Below are 17211 nucleotides of genomic sequence, written 5' to 3' on the forward strand. Positions count from 1 at the left end.
CTTGCTAAGGAAGGTTGCCCATGAAGGACCGCGACGTCGCCACCCTGACCCTCGATAACGACCAGCTCGATCAACTGCACAAGGCCAGCCTTGATCTCGCCCGCCATGGCGGCCCGCAACTGCCTGGCGCCGCACTCAAGGCGCGCTTGTGGGCACGCCTGCTGGAGACCAGCCTGCGACCGGCGCAACAAGCCACCGTGAACCTGTTCGCCGATGGCAAGCTTGCCGCCCTGCTGTTCTCTCGCCTGCGCGCACCCAAGGATGATCCGCTACCGGAACGACTGCCGGACCTGGCGCGCCTGGAGCGGGACTTCACCTGCCTGTACCTGGGCTCGCGCAACCAGGTGCTGCTGGAACTGGTGCGCCATTGCGCCTTCGCGTTCGATATCGACAACGACGGCAAGCACCTGCGCCTGGTCGGTAACTTCAAAGGGGGCGGGCGCCAGCCACGCCATGATGAAAACCGCCGAGCCCCGGTAGAGCTCAGCTCCCACGCCGGCCTGCGCCTTGGCCCGCATACCGAGGCGCCCTACCACTGCTCGGTGGTCGCCCATGACGGCCATTCCCCGGCGCCTTCGGCCCTGGTCCTCAGCGCGCGCTGGAACCCGGCGGACGAACCGACCCGCATCGTCCCGCTGCGCAGCGTGATCGAAGGCCTCGGCAGCCTCGATGTGCTGGCCCTGAGCTCGCGCTCGTTCGATTTCACCCGCAGCGAATGCTTCGTCGATGGGCGCGGCGCAGGCGGCACGGCGACCTCGATCATCGATTTCGATGAACAGGGCGGCTTCAGCGTGCGCTACAACGCCTATCGCTTTTCCCTCAACGACCACGCCAGCGACGCCGCCGCCCGCGCCTTCGACGCCTTCCAGGAGCGCCTGGCGCAGACCCGCCCGGTGGATTTCGTACTACAGCCGGACACCGTGCTGCTGGTCAATAATACCCGCGCCCTGCATGGCCGCGAACTGCTGAGTGACAACCGTCGCCTGCTGATCCGGCTGTTCGGCTATTCGCGTTTCGCCCGTCCGCTGATCCTCACGGAAGACCCGCTGCTGGTGCGCGGTTGATAGCCCTGGAGTAATGATTCAATGCTGGAAGTCGATTTACCCCTGTTGCTCGTCCTTGCCGCCGTTGCGCTGCTGGCCGGGTTCTTCGATGCCATCGCCGGCGGCGGCGGCCTGATCACCCTGCCGGTGCTGTTCATCGCCGGGCTCGATCCGCTGGCGGCACTGGCCACCAACAAGTTCCAGGCCGCCAGCGCCACGGCCTCGGCAACCTGGGCCTTTGCCCGGCGCGGCATGCTGGACTGGAGCAGCGGCCTGCCCATGGCCGTGATGGCCTTCGTCGGCGGCGCCCTCGGGGCGCTGTCGGTCAGCCTGGTGCCTCACGACCTGCTGCAGGCCGGGGTGCCGGTGCTGCTGGTGCTGGTGGCCGGCTACTTCGCCTTCAGCCCGCGGATGGACGACAGCACACTGCGCCAGCCGCGCATATCCCCGGCCCTGTTCTGCCTGCTCGTGGCGCCATTGCTGGGTTTCTACGACGGCGTGTTCGGGCCGGGCGTAGGCTCGTTCCTGATGCTGGCCTTCATGCTGCTGCTCGGCCACGGCATGCTCCGGGCAGTCGGCAACAGCAAGCTGCTCAATGCCGCCTGCAACCTGGGCGCGCTGCTGGTCTTCGCCGCCAGCGGCAAGCTGCTGTGGTCGCTGGCCCTGGTCATGGCCGTGAGCGCCATACTCGGCGCACAACTCGGCGCGCGCTGCGCGGTGCATTTCGGGCCGCGGCTGGTACGGCCACTGGTGGTCTGCGTGTGCACGGTGATGGCCACCAAGCTGCTGCTGGATGCCAGCAACCCGCTGGTGGAATGGGTGGCCGACGAATGGCCCTGAGGCTTATTCGATCTCGAACAGCCCGTTGCGTATTGGCCCCGCCGTCAGGCGCTCGCGAACATCGTCGTCGATGCGCGGATCGTCCGGCCGATACAGCTTCACCTGGCGATAGGCATTGATGCGGTTGATCTCCGGGCCGAGGTATTCCCAGACCACCCGGGTGCACGCCGGGGTACGCCGGTCGCCACTGGAAACCCCGGTCTTGAGCCCGTTGAGCCGGGTGATGCGGCTTTTGAAACTGGGGATCAGCACGGTCTGGCTCATCTCGTTGACGGTCAGCGACTCGTAGTCCATGAGGAACACCCGGTCCTGCAACTGGAACGCCGCACCCAGGTAGCGGCAACGCACCCAGTCCTCCGCCTGCACGTCGGTGCTGCTGGAACGTTCCTGACGCTCCTGGCGCTCGAACAGGTAGTTGCCGTTGTCTTCGTAGAGGTGCACCAGCGACAGCAGGATGCTGCCCGGTACCGACATGCAGTTGGAATATTCGAAGTAGTAGCCGCAGTAGCGCGACAGGTTGCCGGCGTGCTCGCGCAGAGGGCGCAACAGCTCCAGCAGCGGATCGTTCTGCACCGGGCTGGCGACCGCATTGCCCCGTGCGCCGATCAGCCGGGCGAACTGTTCCGGCGGCAGGCCCAGCTCATAATCCTCGACCCCGAAGAAATCACCGATGCGCTTGAGGTTGTAGGCCGTCGGCTGGCTCTGCCCGCTCAAATACTTGTTGAACTGCGCCCGGTTGATCGAGAGCTGGCGGCAAACCTCGGAGATAGAGCGGTAGTGGCTGCAGGCCAACTTGAGGTTGATGCCGAGGTTTTCACTCATGGGGACAGATCCGGTTGATGCGACAGGCGCCAGTTTAGCATCAGGTCGCACCAAAACAGAGCAACTGGCGAAATTGTAACCACAGTTGTCATGTTCAAACATGCGCGCCATGGACCTGGTGCTTGCGCGCCAGCCTATCTGTCTTTCATGCAAAGAATAAGAATCCGAGGTCACTTCCATGCTTGAAGCGCTCAACGATTTCCTTTCGGGGAAACTCCTCATCGTGCTCATCGTCGGACTGGGTAGCTATTTCACCATCCGCTCCCGTTTCGTCCAGTTCCGCCATTTCGGCCACATGTTCGGTGTATTCAAGGAATCGTTGCGCGGCCAGGCTGGCCAGCTGAGCTCTTTCCAGGCGCTGATGCTGAGCCTGGCCGGTCGTGTCGGTGCGGGTAACATCGCCGGTGTCGGTATCGCCGTGACCCTGGGTGGTCCGGGTGCCGTGTTCTGGATGTGGGTCACCGCGCTGGTCGGCATGTCCAGCAGCTTCTTCGAATGTACCCTGGCCCAGGTCTACAAGCGCGCCGATGGCGATGGCCTGTACCGTGGTGGTCCGGCCTACTACATCCAGCACGGCCTGAAGCTCAAGGGCATGGCAGTGGTGTTCTCCCTGCTGCTGCTGGTCACCTACGGCTTCGCCTTCAACGGCCTGCAGTCGTACACCGTGACCCACTCGCTGCAGAACGCCTTCGGCTTCGCCCCGAACCACACCGGTATCGCCCTGGCGGTCCTGCTGGCGATCGTCTTCGTCGGCGGCATCAAGCGTATCGCCGCGGTGTCCGACCTGCTGGTTCCGGTCAAGACCCTGGCCTACATCGGCGTCACCCTGTACGTGATCGGCACCCAGATCGAACACGTGCCGGCCATGCTGGAAACCATCTTCAAGAGCGCCTTCGGCCTGGATCCGGCCTTCGCCGGCCTGCTGGGCAGCGCCATCGTGATGGGCGTGAAGCGCGGCGTGTTCGCCAACGAAGCCGGCCTGGGCAGTGCGCCTAACGTCGCCGCCGTCGCCGCCGTGAAGCACCCGGGCGCTCAGGGCGTGGTCCAGGCGTTCAGCGTGTTCCTCGACACCTTCGTCATCTGCACCTGCACCGCACTGCTGATCCTGCTGTCGGGCTTCTACACCCCGGGCTTCGAAGGTGACGGCATCGTCCTGACCCAGAACTCCCTGGCGGCGGTCGTCGGTGACTGGGGCCGGATCTTCGTCAGCGTCGCCCTGTCGCTGTTCGTCTTCACCTGCATCCTCTACAACTACTACCTGGGCGAAAACAGCCTGCAGTTCCTGACCCGCAACCGCATGGTGCTGATGGGCTACCGCGCGCTGGTGCTGGCCCTGATCGTCTGGGGTTCGGTACAGAACCTGGGTACCGTGTTCGCCTTCGCCGACATCACCATGACCTGCCTGGCCTTCGTCAACCTGATCGCCCTGGCCATGCTGTTCAAGATCGGCCTGCGGGTGATGCGCGACTACGACGAGCAACGCAAGGCTGGCATCTCGCAGCCAGTGTTCGACTCGGCCAAGTTCTCCGACCTGGACCTGGACCGTGCCGCCTGGCCGGAAGGTGCCAAGGCTGAAGCCGCCGACGCTACCGTAGCGGGCGCCGCGCAAACCCAGCGCTAAGTTCTCCCGCGCTTCGCTCCAGAAAGAGAGCCGCCCCTTCGCGGGCGGCTTTTTTTTGCCCGTTTTTTCTGTTTTTGCTTTGGAAATACCCTAATGCGCGCAGTCAAGAATCTCCTCGTCCTCTATACCGGCGGCACCATCGGCATGCTGCAAACGTCCCAGGGCCTGGCCCCGGCGGGCGGCTTCGACGCGCGCATGCGTGCCTGGCTGGACGCTCACCCCGAAGCGCCGCGCCCTGACTGGCGGCTGCAGGAGATGGCGCCGTTGCTCGACAGCGCCAATATGCAGCAGGCCAACTGGCTGGCGATGCGCGATGCGATCGTCGAGGCGGTGAAGCAGGATGGGCATGACGGCGTATTGCTGCTGCATGGCACCGACACCCTGGCCTACAGCGCGGCGGCATTGTCGTTCCTGCTGCTCGGGCTGGACGTGCCGGTGGTGCTGACCGGCTCGATGTTGCCGGCCGGCGCGCCGGACAGCGATGCCTGGGACAACCTGGCTGGCGCCCTGGCGGTGTTCAGTCAAGGCGTTGAGGATGGCGTGCAACTGTTCTTCGCCGGCAAGCTGATGTCCGGGGTTCGCGCCAGCAAGCTGCGTAGCGAGGCGTTCGATGCGTTTGCTGCCCTGCCTCGTCATCGTGAAGGCGAACACGCGGCCGAACTGCCGGCAGTGTTGAGCTACTGCCAACCGCGTACGCCGGTAAACCTGGCGGTGCTGCCGGTGTATCCGGGGATACAAGCCGCTCATGTACGGGCGCTGTTGGAGACCGGGGTGAAGGGGCTGCTGCTGGAGTGCTATGGCAGCGGGACCGGGCCTTCGGATGACGATGCGCTGCTGGACGTGCTGCGTGATGCAGGACAGCGTGGTGTGCTGGTGGCGGCGATCAGCCAGTGTGCGGAAGGTAGCGTGGTGTTCGATATCTATGAGGCGGGAAGCCGGCTGCGGGATACCGGGCTGGTGTCCGGCGGCGGGATGACTCGAGAAGCGGCGCTGGGCAAAATGTTCGGGTTGCTGGGGGCCGGACTGGACCTGGCGACGGCGCGGCATTGGTTCGGGCTGGATATGTGTGGGGAGCGGGCGTAGCGCCTGGCTTGAGGGCCTCATCGCTGGCAAGCCAGCTCCCACAGGTCCAGCGGTGCACACGGACCCTGTGGGAGCTGGCTTGCCAGCGATGAGGCCCTGAAAGACAAAGCAGTTTCCAGGCTGGAATGAAGAAGGCCCAGTCTCCTCAGGAGACTGGGCCTTTCCATTTACTGGCTCGGCAGTAGCAAATCAGAACGGAATATCGTCATCGAAGCTGTCGAAGTCCGGAGCCGGCTGCGGCGCTGGCTGCTGAGGCGCCGGACGCTGTGGAGCCTGTTGCGGACGCTGGGCCTGCTGGCGGGGTGCCTGCTGTGGCGCCTGGTTGTAGTTGTCACGCGGTGCGCCGCCATCCTGGTTCTGTGGACGGCCGCCGAGCAGCTGCATGGTGCCCTGCATGTCGACGATGATTTCGGTGGTGTAGCGCTTGATGCCGTCCTTTTCCCACTCGCGGGTCTGCAGCTTGCCCTCGATATAGACCTGGGAACCCTTGCGCAGGTACTCGCCAGCGATCTCGGCAACCTTGCCGAACATCGAGACGCGGTGCCATTCGGTGCGCTCGACCTTCTGGCCGGTCTGCTTGTCGGTCCACTGCTCGCTGGTGGCCAGGCTCAGGTTGGTGACAGCGTTGCCGTTCGGCAGGTAGCGAACTTCAGGATCCTGGCCACAGGTGCCGACCAAAATGACTTTGTTAACCCCACGGGCCATAACGTTCTCCTAGGCTTCACTCGCCGCCGACGCCGGATTGACCAGGCGTTCAAGGGTCGAGCGATCCAAAATTTGTGTATCAAGTTTGATGTAGATGGCAGCTTCATCCGCTACCACCACTGCGTCGGTCACACCCGGCACGGCCTTCAGGCGTTCGGACAAGCCCGCTTCGCGCAGCGCCTCGGGCGACAACGGCATGCGCAGGCTTGTGACATAAGGTGGTTCGTTCATGGTAACAGCAACCACGAGCCAGATCGCGCACAAAGCAGCGCATCCGAGGAACACCGTGGTCAGGCCACCATGCTGGAACATCCAGCCACCGAGAATCCCGCCCAGCGCCGCCCCGAGGAACTGGCTGGTGGAATACACCCCCATCGCCGTGCCCTTGCCGCCGGCGGGCGACACCTTGCTGATCAACGACGGCAACGACGCTTCCAGCAGGTTGAAGGCGGTGAAGAAGATGACGGTACCAATCACCAGTGCCGACAGGCTGTTCCCCAGCTCCCAGAAGAACAGCTCCGTGAGCAGCAGGACACTGACCGCGCCCAGAAGGACACGTTTCATCTTGCGCTTTTTTTCACCATAGATAATGAACGGAATCATTGCGAAGAATGAAATCAGCAGCGCCGTCAGGTACACCCACCAGTGCTCTTCCTTGGGCAGCCCGCCCCGTTCGACGAACGCCAGTGGCAGGGCGACGAAGCTGGCCATGAGGATGGCGTGGAGGACGAAGATGCCCACGTCCAGGCGAAGCAGGTCCGGATGGCGCAAGGTCGGCCCCAGGGCCTGCTTGGCCACGCCGGACTCGCGATGATGGAACTGGGTGTTGGAAGCCGGCACCACGAAAACGATCAGCGCGATGCCCACCAAAGCCATGCCCGCCGTTGCCAGGAACAGCCCCGAAAGACCGAAGGTCCGGGTCAGCAATGGCCCCACCACCATCGCCACGGCGAACGACAGGCCAATACTCATGCCGATCATCGCCATGGCCTTGGTCCGGTGCTGCTCGCGGGTCAGGTCCGACAACAGCGCCATTACGGCCGCGGAAATAGCCCCGGCACCCTGCAGGATGCGTCCGGCGATCACGCCCCAGATCGAGTCGGCCTGCGCCGCCAGCACGCTCCCCAGCGCGAAGATCACCAGGCCCAGATAGATGACCGGTCGGCGGCCGATACGGTCGGAGATGATCCCGAACGGAATCTGCAACACCGCCTGGGTCAGGCCATAGGCACCAATGGCCAGGCCGATCAGCGCCGGCGTGGCACCGGCCAGGTCCATGCCATAGGTCGCCAGGACCGGCAGGACCATGAACATGCCCAGCATACGGAAGGCGAACACCAGGGCCAGGCCGCCTGCGGCGCGGGTTTCGCTGCCGCTCATGCGTTCGCTGTGGGGATCGTGCATGGATATACCTCGTGTGAACCGGCGGCGATTCTACCAGTCCCATCGGTTAACGGCATCTACGCGACGCTTTGCCGCGTACTGGCCCTGCCCCGTATACTTCTGCGTTTATGCCCGCCAAGCGAGGCCGTAGTGGACAAGATCCTGATTCGTGGGGCCCGTACCCACAACCTGAAGAACATCGACCTGACCCTGCCACGCGACAAGCTGATCGTGATCACCGGCCTGTCCGGTTCCGGCAAGTCCTCCCTGGCGTTCGACACCCTGTATGCCGAGGGTCAGCGCCGTTACGTGGAATCGCTGTCGGCCTATGCCCGGCAGTTCCTGTCGATGATGGAAAAGCCCGACGTCGACACCATCGAGGGTCTGTCGCCGGCGATTTCCATCGAACAGAAATCCACCTCGCACAACCCGCGCTCCACCGTCGGCACCATCACCGAGATCTACGACTACCTGCGCCTGCTCTACGCTCGCGTGGGTACGCCGCGCTGCCCGGATCACGACATCCCGCTGGAGGCGCAGACCGTCAGCCAGATGGTCGACCTGGTCCTGGCCCAGCCCGAAGGCAGCAAGTTGATGCTGTTGGCACCGGTGGTGCGCGAGCGCAAGGGCGAACACCTGGCGATCTTCGAGGAACTGCGTGCCCAGGGCTTCGTGCGGGCCCGGGTCAACGGCAAGCTGTTCGAGCTGGACGAGCTGCCCAAGCTCGACAAGCAGAAGAAACACAGCATCGATGTGGTGGTGGACCGTTTCAAGGTCCGCGCCGATCTGCAGCAGCGTCTGGCCGAGTCCTTCGAGACCGCGCTGAACCTGGCTGACGGTATCGCCCTGGTCGCGCCGATGGATGACGAAAGCGGCGAGGAGATGATCTTCTCCGCACGCTTCGCCTGCCCGATCTGCGGCCATGCGATCAGCGAGCTGGAGCCCAAGCTGTTTTCCTTCAACAACCCGGCCGGCGCCTGTCCGACCTGCGATGGCCTGGGGGTGAAGCAGTTCTTCGACGTCAAACGCCTGGTCAACGGCGAGTTGACCCTGGCCGAGGGCGCGATCCGCGGCTGGGACCGGCGCAACGTCTATTACTTCCAGATGCTCGGCTCGCTGGCCGCGCATTTCGGCTTCAGCCTGGAGATGCCGTTCGGCGAACTGCCGGCAGACCAGCAGAAGACCATCCTGCATGGCAGCGGCAACCAGAACGTCGACTTCAAGTACCTCAATGACCGCGGCGATATCGTCAAGCGCTCGCACCCGTTCGAGGGCATCGTGCCGAACCTGGAGCGGCGCTATCGCGAGACCGAGTCCGCCACTGTGCGCGAAGAGCTGACCAAGTTCCTCAGCACCCAGCCATGCCCGGACTGCCGTGGTACACGCCTGCGTCGCGAAGCGCGGCATGTATGGGTGGGCGAGAAGACCCTGCCGGCCGTCACCGGCCTGCCGATCGGCGAAGCCAGCGACTACTTCGGCGGGCTGAAACTGACCGGGCGCCGCGGGGAAATCGCCGACAAGATTCTCAAGGAAATCTGCGAGCGTCTTCAGTTCCTGGTGAACGTCGGCCTCGACTACCTGACCCTCGACCGTAGCGCCGATACCCTGTCCGGTGGCGAAGCCCAGCGCATCCGCCTGGCCAGCCAGATCGGCGCCGGTCTGGTCGGGGTGATGTACATCCTCGACGAACCCTCCATCGGCCTGCACCAGCGTGACAACGACCGTCTGCTGGCGACCCTCAACCACCTGCGCGATATCGGCAACACGGTGATCGTGGTGGAGCATGACGAGGACGCCATCCGCCTGGCCGACTATGTGGTGGATATCGGCCCGGGCGCCGGTGTGCATGGCGGGCAGATCGTCGCTGAAGGGACTCCGGACGAGGTCATGGCCCATCCTGACTCGGTGACCGGCATGTACCTGTCCGGGCGCAAGAAGATCGTCGTGCCGGCCAAGCGCACGCCACGCAACAAGAAGCTGTCGATCAAGCTCAAGGGCGCGCGGGGCAACAACCTGCAGAACGTCAATCTGGAGATCCCGATCGGCCTGCTGACTTGCGTGACCGGGGTTTCCGGATCGGGCAAATCGACCCTGATCAACAACACCCTGTTCCCGCTGGCGGCCACCGCGCTGAACGGTGCCTCGACCCTCGAGGCCGCCGCTCACGACAGCTGTGACGGCCTGCAGCACCTGGACAAGGTGGTGGACATCGACCAGAGCCCGATCGGGCGTACGCCGCGCTCCAACCCGGCGACCTACACCGGGCTGTTCACGCCGATCCGCGAGCTGTTCTCCGGTGTCCCCGAGTCCCGTTCTCGCGGCTATGGTCCGGGGCGCTTCTCCTTCAACGTCAAGGGCGGCCGCTGCGAGGCGTGCCAGGGCGACGGCCTGATCAAGGTGGAGATGCACTTCCTGCCGGACATCTACGTGCCCTGCGACGTGTGCAAGAGCAAGCGCTACAACCGCGAAACCCTGGAGATCAAGTACAAGGGCAAGAACATCCACGAGGTCCTGGAAATGACCATCGAGGATGCCCGGGCGTTCTTCGACGCGGTGCCGGCACTGGCGCGCAAGCTGCAGACGCTGATGGACGTCGGGCTGTCCTATATCAAGCTGGGGCAGTCGGCGACCACCCTGTCCGGTGGCGAGGCGCAGCGGGTCAAGCTGTCCCGCGAGCTGTCCAAGCGCGATACCGGCAAGACCCTGTATATCCTCGACGAGCCGACTACCGGCCTGCACTTCGCGGATATCCAGCAACTGCTGGACGTGCTGCACCGCCTGCGCGACCACGGCAATACCGTGGTGGTGATCGAGCACAACCTGGACGTGATCAAGACCGCCGACTGGCTGGTCGACCTGGGACCCGAGGGTGGCTCCAAGGGCGGCCAGATCATCGCCTGTGGCACGCCTGAAGAACTGGCGAAGATGGAGCAGTCCCACACCGGGCATTACCTCAAGCCGTTGCTGGAACGCGACCGCGCCTGAGATCAGCGCCCATGAAAAAGCCCCTGTCGTGTTGAGCGACAGGGGCTTTTCTTTTGCCTGGCGGCGGGAAATTACATCTGCGATTGCAGGTAGTTTTCCAGGCCGAGGGATTTGATCAGGCCTTGCTGCTTTTCCAGCCAGTAGGTGTGATCTTCCTCGGTGTCAGCCAACTGCACACGCAGGATGTCGCGGCTGATGTAGTCCTTGTGCAGCTCGCACAGCTCGATGCCTTTGCACAGCGCAGCACGGACCTTGTATTCCAGGCGCAGGTCAGCGGCGATCATGTCCGGCACGCTGGTGCCGACGTCGAGGTCGTCCGGGCGCATGCGTGGAGTGCCTTCGAGCATGAGGATGCGGCGCATCAGGGCATCGGCGTGTTGCGCCTCTTCTTCCATCTCGTGGTTGATACGCTCGTAGAGCTTGCTGAAGCCCCAGTCCTCGTACATGCGCGAGTGGATGAAATACTGATCACGTGCCGCCAGTTCGCCCGTCAGCAACGTGTTGAGGTAGTCGATTACGTCCGGGTGACCTTGCATCGTCCCGCATCTCCCTGTTTGAAAGTCCATAGTTTGAACCAGGATGACCGGGAGGTCACTGGGTTTTGCGCAGAAAAGCGCAAAAAAGCCGGTGAACAGTAGTGATTTTCATTGAAAAACCCCCCAAATGAGGTGAGTTCTTCTTATCATTTCGACTCTGGCGCAAGAGTGTTTTTCATTCTCGAAACGCCAGAAACAAAAAACCGGGCACTAGGCCCGGTTTCTTGTAGAAGACTGCTCGTCTTACTCAGCGGCTTCTACCGAGCCACCGACTGGACGATCAACCAGCTCGACGTACGCCATAGGTGCGTTATCGCCAGCGCGGAAGCCGCACTTGAGGATACGCAGGTAGCCGCCCTGACGGGTGGCATAGCGCTTGCCCAGATCGTTGAACAGCTTACCAACGGCTTCTTTCGAACGGGTACGGTCGAAAGCCAGACGACGGTTTGCAACGCTGTCTTCTTTAGCCAGGGTGATCAGCGGCTCGGCAACGCGACGCAGTTCCTTGGCTTTTGGCAGGGTGGTCTTGATCAGCTCGTGCTCGATCAGCGACACCGCCATGTTTTGGAACATGGCTTTGCGGTGAGAGCTGGTACGGCTCAGGTGACGTCCACTTTTACGATGACGCATGATTCATTCCTTACCAAACACTACGTTCGGTGATTACGACGATCAGGCAGTCGCCTTGTCGTCTTTCTTAAGACTTGCAGGCGGCCAGTTGTCGAGGCGCATGCCGAGGGACAGACCACGGGAAGCCAGAACGTCCTTGATTTCAGTCAGGGACTTCTTGCCGAGGTTTGGAGTTTTCAACAGCTCTACTTCGGTGCGCTGAATCAGATCGCCGATGTAGTAGATGTTCTCCGCCTTCAGGCAGTTGGCCGAACGTACGGTCAGTTCCAGATCGTCAACTGGGCGAAGCAGGATCGGATCGATCTCGTCTTCCTGCTCCACTACCACGGGCTCGCTGTCACCTTTGAGGTCGACGAATGCAGCCAGCTGCTGTTGCAGGATGGTTGCAGCACGACGGATGGCCTCTTCAGGATCCAGGGTACCGTTGGTTTCCAGATCGATAACCAGCTTGTCCAGGTTGGTACGCTGTTCGACACGGGCGTTTTCCACCACGTATGCGATACGGCGAACCGGGCTGAACGAAGAGTCGAGCTGCAAGCGACCGATGCTGCGGCTTTCGTCTTCATCGCTCTGACGCGAATCGGCCGGTTCATAACCACGACCACGAGCTACGGTGAGCTTCATGTTCAGGGCGCCATTCGACGCCAGGTTAGCGATTACGTGATCGGGATTAACGATCTCGACATCATGATCCAGCTGAATATCGGCAGCGGTAACCACCCCCGAACCCTTCTTCGACAAGGTCAGCGTAACTTCGTCACGACCGTGCAGTTTGATAGCCAGGCCTTTCAGGTTCAACAGGATTTCAATGACGTCTTCCTGTACACCTTCGATCGCGGAGTACTCATGGAGTACGCCATCGATCTCGGCCTCGACTACTGCACAGCCAGGCATGGAGGACAACAGGATGCGGCGCAGCGCGTTGCCCAGGGTATGGCCGAAACCACGCTCGAGAGGCTCGAGCGTGATTTTAGCGCGGGTTGGACTGACGACCTGCACATCGATGTGGCGGGGCGTCAGGAACTCATTTACCGAAATCTGCATGGATGCACCTATTTTCTAGCCCTTACTTGGAGTAGAGCTCGACAATCAGGTTTTCGTTGATGTCGGCAGACAGGTCGCTGCGAGCAGGAACGTTCTTGAAAACGCCCGACTTCTTGGCAGCGTCCACGTCAACCCACTCAACGCGGCCACGCTGAGCACACAGTTCAAGGGCTTGAACAATGCGCAGCTGGTTCAGCGATTTCTCGCGAACTGCGACCACGTCACCCGGACGAACTTGGTAGGACGGAACGTTTACAGTCTTGCCGTTGATGCTGATCGCTTTGTGCGAAACCAGCTGACGGGATTCAGCGCGGGTAGCACCGAAGCCCATACGATAAACAACGTTATCCAGACGGCATTCGAGCAGTTGCAGCAGGTTCTCGCCAGTAGCGCCTTTCTTGGCCGCCGCTTGCTTGTAGTAACCGCTGAATTGACGCTCGAGAACACCGTAGATACGACGTACTTTTTGCTTCTCGCGCAGCTGGGTGCCGTAGTCGGACTGACGGCCACGGCGCTGGCCGTGGATACCTGGGGCTGCTTCGATGTTGCACTTCGATTCCAGAGCGCGAACGCCGCTCTTCAGGAACAGATCGGTGCCTTCACGACGAGACAGTTTGCATTTTGGACCAATGTAACGTGCCATTTATCTGTCTCCTGATTACACGCGACGCTTCTTCGGCGGACGGCACCCGTTATGCGGGATTGGCGTCACGTCGGTGATGCTGGCGATCTTGTAGCCGCAGCCGTTCAGTGCACGAACAGCGGACTCACGACCTGGACCTGGACCCTTGACGTTGACGTCGAGGTTTTTCAGGCCGTATTCCAGCGCAGCTTGACCAGCACGTTCAGCAGCTACCTGAGCAGCGAACGGGGTCGATTTGCGGGAACCACGGAAACCCGAACCGCCGGAGGTAGCCCAGGACAGAGCGTTACCTTGACGATCGGTGATGGTCACGATGGTGTTGTTGAAAGACGCATGGATGTGGGCGATGCCATCAACCACTGTCTTTTTGACTTTCTTACGAGGACGAGCAGCAGGTTTTGCCATGTCTAAATTCCTGTCGATTCGCTGGTGCGATTACTTGCGGATCGGCTTACGCGGACCCTTACGGGTACGTGCATTGGTCTTGGTACGCTGACCGCGTACTGGCAGACCCCGACGATGGCGCAGACCGCGGTAGCAGCCCAGGTCCATCAAACGCTTGATTTTCATGTTGATGTCACGACGCAGGTCACCTTCGGTGGTGACCTTCGCGACTTCGCCACGCAGCTGTTCAATCTGCTCGTCGCTCAGATCCTTGATCTTAGCGGCTGGGTTTACACCAGCATCCGCACAGATTTTCTGTGCAGTAGTGCGACCGACACCATAGATGTAGGTCAGCGAGATAACAGTATGCTTGTTATCTGGAATGTTAACGCCTGCAATACGGGCCATTCAGTGGGACTCCAATTGACAGCTACCTACGCCCCGGAAGCCAAGAAATAGGGCGCGAGATAATATCGCTGTAGAAACAATTAATCAACCCAGCAGCACACTAGCTGCTGGGTTTGAAGCACAGATCACACTCAGCCTTGGCGCTGCTTGTGACGCGGTTCCGCGCTGCAAATTACTCGAACGACACCTTCGCGGCGAATAATCTTGCAGTTACGGCACAGTTTTTTAACCGATGCACGAACTTTCATCACCAACTCCTCGAACCTTAGGGGTTTCAGCGCAGCAGACTGCTGCCACCGTAGCCTTTCAGGTTGGCTTTCTTCATCAGGGATTCGTACTGGTGCGAAACGAGGTGCGATTGTACTTGGGACATGAAGTCCATCACAACCACTACCACAATCAGCAACGAGGTCCCGCCAAGGTAGAACGGAACGTTTGCAGCCACGACCAGGAACTGGGGCAGCAGGCAGACGGCCGTCATATAAAGAGCACCGAACATGGTCAGACGAGTCAGAACGCCATCAATGTAGCGCGCCGACTGCTCACCAGGACGGATACCCGGAATAAAGGCACCGGACTTCTTAAGGTTTTCCGCTACGTCCTTCGGATTGAACATCAGAGCTGTGTAGAAGAAGCAGAAGAAAACGATCCCTGCACTAAACAGCAAAATGTTCAACGGCTGACCAGGAGCGATCGACTGCGCGACATCCTGCAACCAGCCCAAACCTTCGGACTGGCCGAACCAGGAACCCAGCGAAGCCGGAAACAGCAGAATGCTGCTTGCGAAAATGGCTGGAATGACGCCAGCCATGTTCACTTTAAGCGGCAAGTGGCTCGTCTGCGCAGCGAAGACCTTGCGGCCCTGCTGACGCTTGGCGTAGTGAACAGCAATACGACGCTGACCACGCTCGATGAACACCACGAAACCGATAATCGCTACTGCGAGCAGACCGATAGCGACCAGGGCGAAAATGTTGATATCGCCTGTGCGTGCAGACTCGAAAGACTGCCCGATTGCTCTCGGAAGACCGGCAACGATACCTGCGAAGATAAGCATCGAGATACCGTTGCCCACACCGCGCTCCGTAATCTGCTCACCCAGCCACATCATGAACATTGCGCCGGCCACGAAGGTGGACACCGCAACGAAATGGAAGCCGAAGCCTGCAGAGAACGCCACGCCCTGACCGGCCAGACCAATGGACATGCCAGTGGCCTGGACCAACGCCAGGATAACGGTGAGGTAGCGGGTGTACTGGCTGATCTTGCGACGGCCAGATTCACCTTCCTTCTTCAACTGCTCCAGCTGTGGGCTGACCGCGGTCATGAGCTGCATGATGATCGACGCCGAAATGTACGGCATGATCCCCAGTGCAAATACGCTCATGCGCTCCAGCGCACCGCCGGAAAACATGTTGAACAAGCTAAGAATGGTCCCCTCATTCTGTCGAAACAGTTCCGCCAGCCGGTCCGGGTTAACACCTGGAACTGGGATATGCGCACCAATCCGATAGACGATGATCGCCAGGAAAAGAAAACGCAGACGAGCCCAAAGTTCAGACATCCCGCCTTTGCCGAGCGAAGAGAGAGCACCTTGCTTAGCCATTTATTCCTCGAACTTGCCGCCAGCTGCTTCGATAGCCGCACGCGCACCCTTGGTGGCTGCGATGCCCTTGATGGTGACCGCGCGAGTAACTTCGCCGGACAGCATGATTTTCACACGCTGTACGTTTTGGTTAATCACGTTGGCGTCCTTCAGGGACTGAACGGTGATCACGTCGCCTTCCACCTTGGCCAGTTCGGACAGACGCACTTCTGCGCGGTCCATGGCTTTCAGGGAAACGAAGCCGAACTTCGGCAGACGACGGTGCAGCGGCTGTTGACCGCCTTCAAAGCCAGGAGCGATGGTGCCACCGGAGCGGGAGGTCTGACCTTTGTGGCCGCGGCCACCGGTCTTGCCCAAACCACTACCGATACCACGACCCGGACGATGCTTCTCGCGACGGGAACCCGGCGCTGGACTCAGATCATTGAGTTTCATCGATTAACCCTCGACGCGCAGCATGTAGTAAGCCTTGTTGATCATCCCGCGGTTCTCGGGAGTATCCTGGACTTCTACAGTGTGACCGATGCGACGCAGACCCAGACCTTTAACGCACAGTTTGTGGTTAGGCAGGCGGCCGGCGGTGCTTTTGATCAGCGTTACTTTAACGGTAGCCATGATCAGAGGATCTCCTCAACGCTCTTGCCGCGTTTGGCAGCAATGGACTCAGGAGATTGCATAGCCTTCAGACCCTTGAAGGTGGCGTGAACCACGTTGACAGGGTTGGTCGAGCCGTAGCACTTGGCCAGGACGTTCTGAACGCCAGCAACTTCCAGGACGGCACGCATTGCGCCACCGGCGATGATACCGGTACCTTCCGAAGCAGGCTGCATGTAGACCTTCGACGCGCCATGGGCGGACTTGGTGGCGTACTGCAGAGTAGTGCCGTTCAAGTCAACCTGAATCATGTTGCGGCGAGCGGCTTCCATGGCTTTCTGGATCGCAGCTGGTACTTCGCGCGATTTGCCACGGCCAAAGCCAACACGACCCTTGCCATCACCTACCACGGTCAGCGCGGTGAAGGTGAAGATACGGCCGCCTTTTACGGTCTTGGCAACGCGGTTAACTTGAACCAGCTTCTCGATGTAGCCTTCGTCGCGCTTTTGATCGTTATTTGCCATAACTTAGAACTCCAGCCCGCCTTCACGAGCAGCATCAGCCAGCGCTTTCACGCGGCCATGGTACTTGAAGCCGGAACGGTCAAAGGCAACTTGAGATACACCGGCGGCTTTCGCACGCTCAGCTACCAGCTTGCCAACCTTAGTGGCCGCGTCGATGTTGCCGGTGGCGCCATCACGCAGTTCTTTGTCCAAAGTCGAGGCGCTGGCCAGGACTTTGCTGCCGTCGGCCGAGATGACCTGGGCGTAGATGTGCTGCGAGGAGCGGAACACGCACAGACGCACGACTTCGAGTTCGTGCATTTTCAGGCGTGCTTTGCGAGCGCGACGCAGACGAGTAACTTTTTTGTCGGTCATTTGCTA

Annotated in this window: 20 protein-coding genes; 5 read left to right on the plus strand and 15 right to left on the minus strand. The window is 61.1% G+C overall.

Features of this window, described 5'->3' with window-relative positions:
• Positions 1-20 precede the first annotated feature (20 nt).
• Both AC2CQI_RS17465 and AC2CQI_RS17470 read left to right on the plus strand, forming a co-directional pair.
• Positions 21-1064: a TauD/TfdA family dioxygenase gene (locus AC2CQI_RS17465; protein ID WP_075805080.1), complete on the plus strand. Its 1044-nt coding sequence runs from the start codon at positions 21-23 to the stop codon at positions 1062-1064.
• A 21-nt stretch (positions 1065-1085) separates the two neighbouring features.
• Complete coding sequence (locus AC2CQI_RS17470) at positions 1086-1883, plus strand: TSUP family transporter (RefSeq protein ID WP_484577445.1); 798 nt, start codon at positions 1086-1088, stop codon at positions 1881-1883.
• A 3-nt stretch (positions 1884-1886) separates the two neighbouring features.
• On the opposite strand, the gene AC2CQI_RS17475 is transcribed toward AC2CQI_RS17470, so the two are convergent.
• Positions 1887-2705, minus strand: a complete 819-nt coding sequence (locus tag AC2CQI_RS17475; protein ID WP_075805082.1) for a helix-turn-helix domain-containing protein — start codon at positions 2703-2705, stop codon at positions 1887-1889.
• Positions 2706-2883: 178 nt separating this feature from the next.
• Here AC2CQI_RS17475 and AC2CQI_RS17480 point away from each other — a divergent pair, with 178 nt between their 5' ends.
• Positions 2884-4326: an alanine/glycine:cation symporter family protein gene (locus AC2CQI_RS17480; protein WP_075805083.1), complete on the plus strand. Its 1443-nt coding sequence runs from the start codon at positions 2884-2886 to the stop codon at positions 4324-4326.
• A gap of 93 nt (positions 4327-4419) precedes the next feature.
• Positions 4420-5409 carry an asparaginase gene (locus tag AC2CQI_RS17485; protein WP_075805084.1) on the plus strand — a complete coding sequence of 330 codons (990 nt, stop codon included), beginning with the start codon at positions 4420-4422 and terminating at the stop codon, positions 5407-5409.
• Positions 5410-5598: 189 nt separating this feature from the next.
• Here the strand turns inward: AC2CQI_RS17485 and AC2CQI_RS17490 are convergent, their stop codons facing one another.
• Complete coding sequence (locus AC2CQI_RS17490; RefSeq protein ID WP_009397464.1) at positions 5599-6114, minus strand: single-stranded DNA-binding protein; 516 nt, start codon at positions 6112-6114, stop codon at positions 5599-5601.
• Between the two features lie 9 nt (positions 6115-6123).
• Positions 6124-7518, minus strand: coding sequence for an MFS transporter (locus tag AC2CQI_RS17495; protein ID WP_075805177.1), 1395 nt, complete (start codon positions 7516-7518; stop codon positions 6124-6126).
• A gap of 129 nt (positions 7519-7647) precedes the next feature.
• On the opposite strand from AC2CQI_RS17495, the gene uvrA reads away from it, so the two are divergent.
• Positions 7648-10482, plus strand: a complete 2835-nt coding sequence (gene uvrA, locus AC2CQI_RS17500; RefSeq protein ID WP_484577446.1) for an excinuclease ABC subunit UvrA — start codon at positions 7648-7650, stop codon at positions 10480-10482.
• 71 nt (positions 10483-10553) lie between these two features.
• Here uvrA and bfr read toward each other — a convergent pair whose 3' ends face one another.
• From bfr to rplR, 12 genes are all read right to left on the minus strand, one after another.
• Entirely contained in the window at positions 10554-11018 is a 465-nt protein-coding gene (gene bfr / locus AC2CQI_RS17505) for a bacterioferritin (protein ID WP_075805179.1), read from the minus strand.
• A gap of 243 nt (positions 11019-11261) precedes the next feature.
• Positions 11262-11648, minus strand: a complete 387-nt coding sequence (gene rplQ / locus AC2CQI_RS17510) for a 50S ribosomal protein L17 (protein ID WP_009397469.1) — start codon at positions 11646-11648, stop codon at positions 11262-11264.
• Between the two features lie 42 nt (positions 11649-11690).
• Positions 11691-12692, minus strand: a complete 1002-nt coding sequence (locus tag AC2CQI_RS17515) for a DNA-directed RNA polymerase subunit alpha (RefSeq protein ID WP_003186012.1) — start codon at positions 12690-12692, stop codon at positions 11691-11693.
• Positions 12693-12714: 22 nt separating this feature from the next.
• Positions 12715-13335 carry a 30S ribosomal protein S4 gene (rpsD, locus tag AC2CQI_RS17520; protein ID WP_075805180.1) on the minus strand — a complete coding sequence of 207 codons (621 nt, stop codon included), beginning with the start codon at positions 13333-13335 and terminating at the stop codon, positions 12715-12717.
• A 15-nt stretch (positions 13336-13350) separates the two neighbouring features.
• Positions 13351-13740: a 30S ribosomal protein S11 gene (gene rpsK, locus AC2CQI_RS17525; protein WP_002555466.1), complete on the minus strand. Its 390-nt coding sequence runs from the start codon at positions 13738-13740 to the stop codon at positions 13351-13353.
• Positions 13741-13770: 30 nt separating this feature from the next.
• Positions 13771-14127, minus strand: coding sequence for a 30S ribosomal protein S13 (rpsM, locus tag AC2CQI_RS17530; protein WP_075805181.1), 357 nt, complete (start codon positions 14125-14127; stop codon positions 13771-13773).
• A gap of 131 nt (positions 14128-14258) precedes the next feature.
• Entirely contained in the window at positions 14259-14375 is a 117-nt protein-coding gene (gene rpmJ, locus AC2CQI_RS17535; protein ID WP_002555468.1) for a 50S ribosomal protein L36, read from the minus strand.
• Between the two features lie 26 nt (positions 14376-14401).
• Positions 14402-15733, minus strand: a complete 1332-nt coding sequence (secY, locus tag AC2CQI_RS17540; protein ID WP_075805182.1) for a preprotein translocase subunit SecY — start codon at positions 15731-15733, stop codon at positions 14402-14404.
• A complete protein-coding gene (gene rplO, locus AC2CQI_RS17545) occupies positions 15734-16168 on the minus strand; it encodes a 50S ribosomal protein L15 (RefSeq protein ID WP_009397491.1) in 435 nt (144 codons plus the stop codon).
• Positions 16169-16171: 3 nt separating this feature from the next.
• Positions 16172-16348 (minus strand): 50S ribosomal protein L30, encoded by a 177-nt coding sequence (rpmD, locus tag AC2CQI_RS17550; RefSeq protein ID WP_009397493.1) that lies wholly within the window; start codon positions 16346-16348, stop codon positions 16172-16174.
• 2 nt (positions 16349-16350) lie between these two features.
• Positions 16351-16851, minus strand: coding sequence for a 30S ribosomal protein S5 (gene rpsE, locus AC2CQI_RS17555; RefSeq protein WP_075805183.1), 501 nt, complete (start codon positions 16849-16851; stop codon positions 16351-16353).
• A gap of 3 nt (positions 16852-16854) precedes the next feature.
• A complete protein-coding gene (gene rplR / locus AC2CQI_RS17560; RefSeq protein ID WP_009397496.1) occupies positions 16855-17205 on the minus strand; it encodes a 50S ribosomal protein L18 in 351 nt (116 codons plus the stop codon).
• Positions 17206-17211 lie beyond the last annotated feature (6 nt).

It is taken from the genome of Pseudomonas sp. P2S-1 (genome assembly GCF_057197725.1).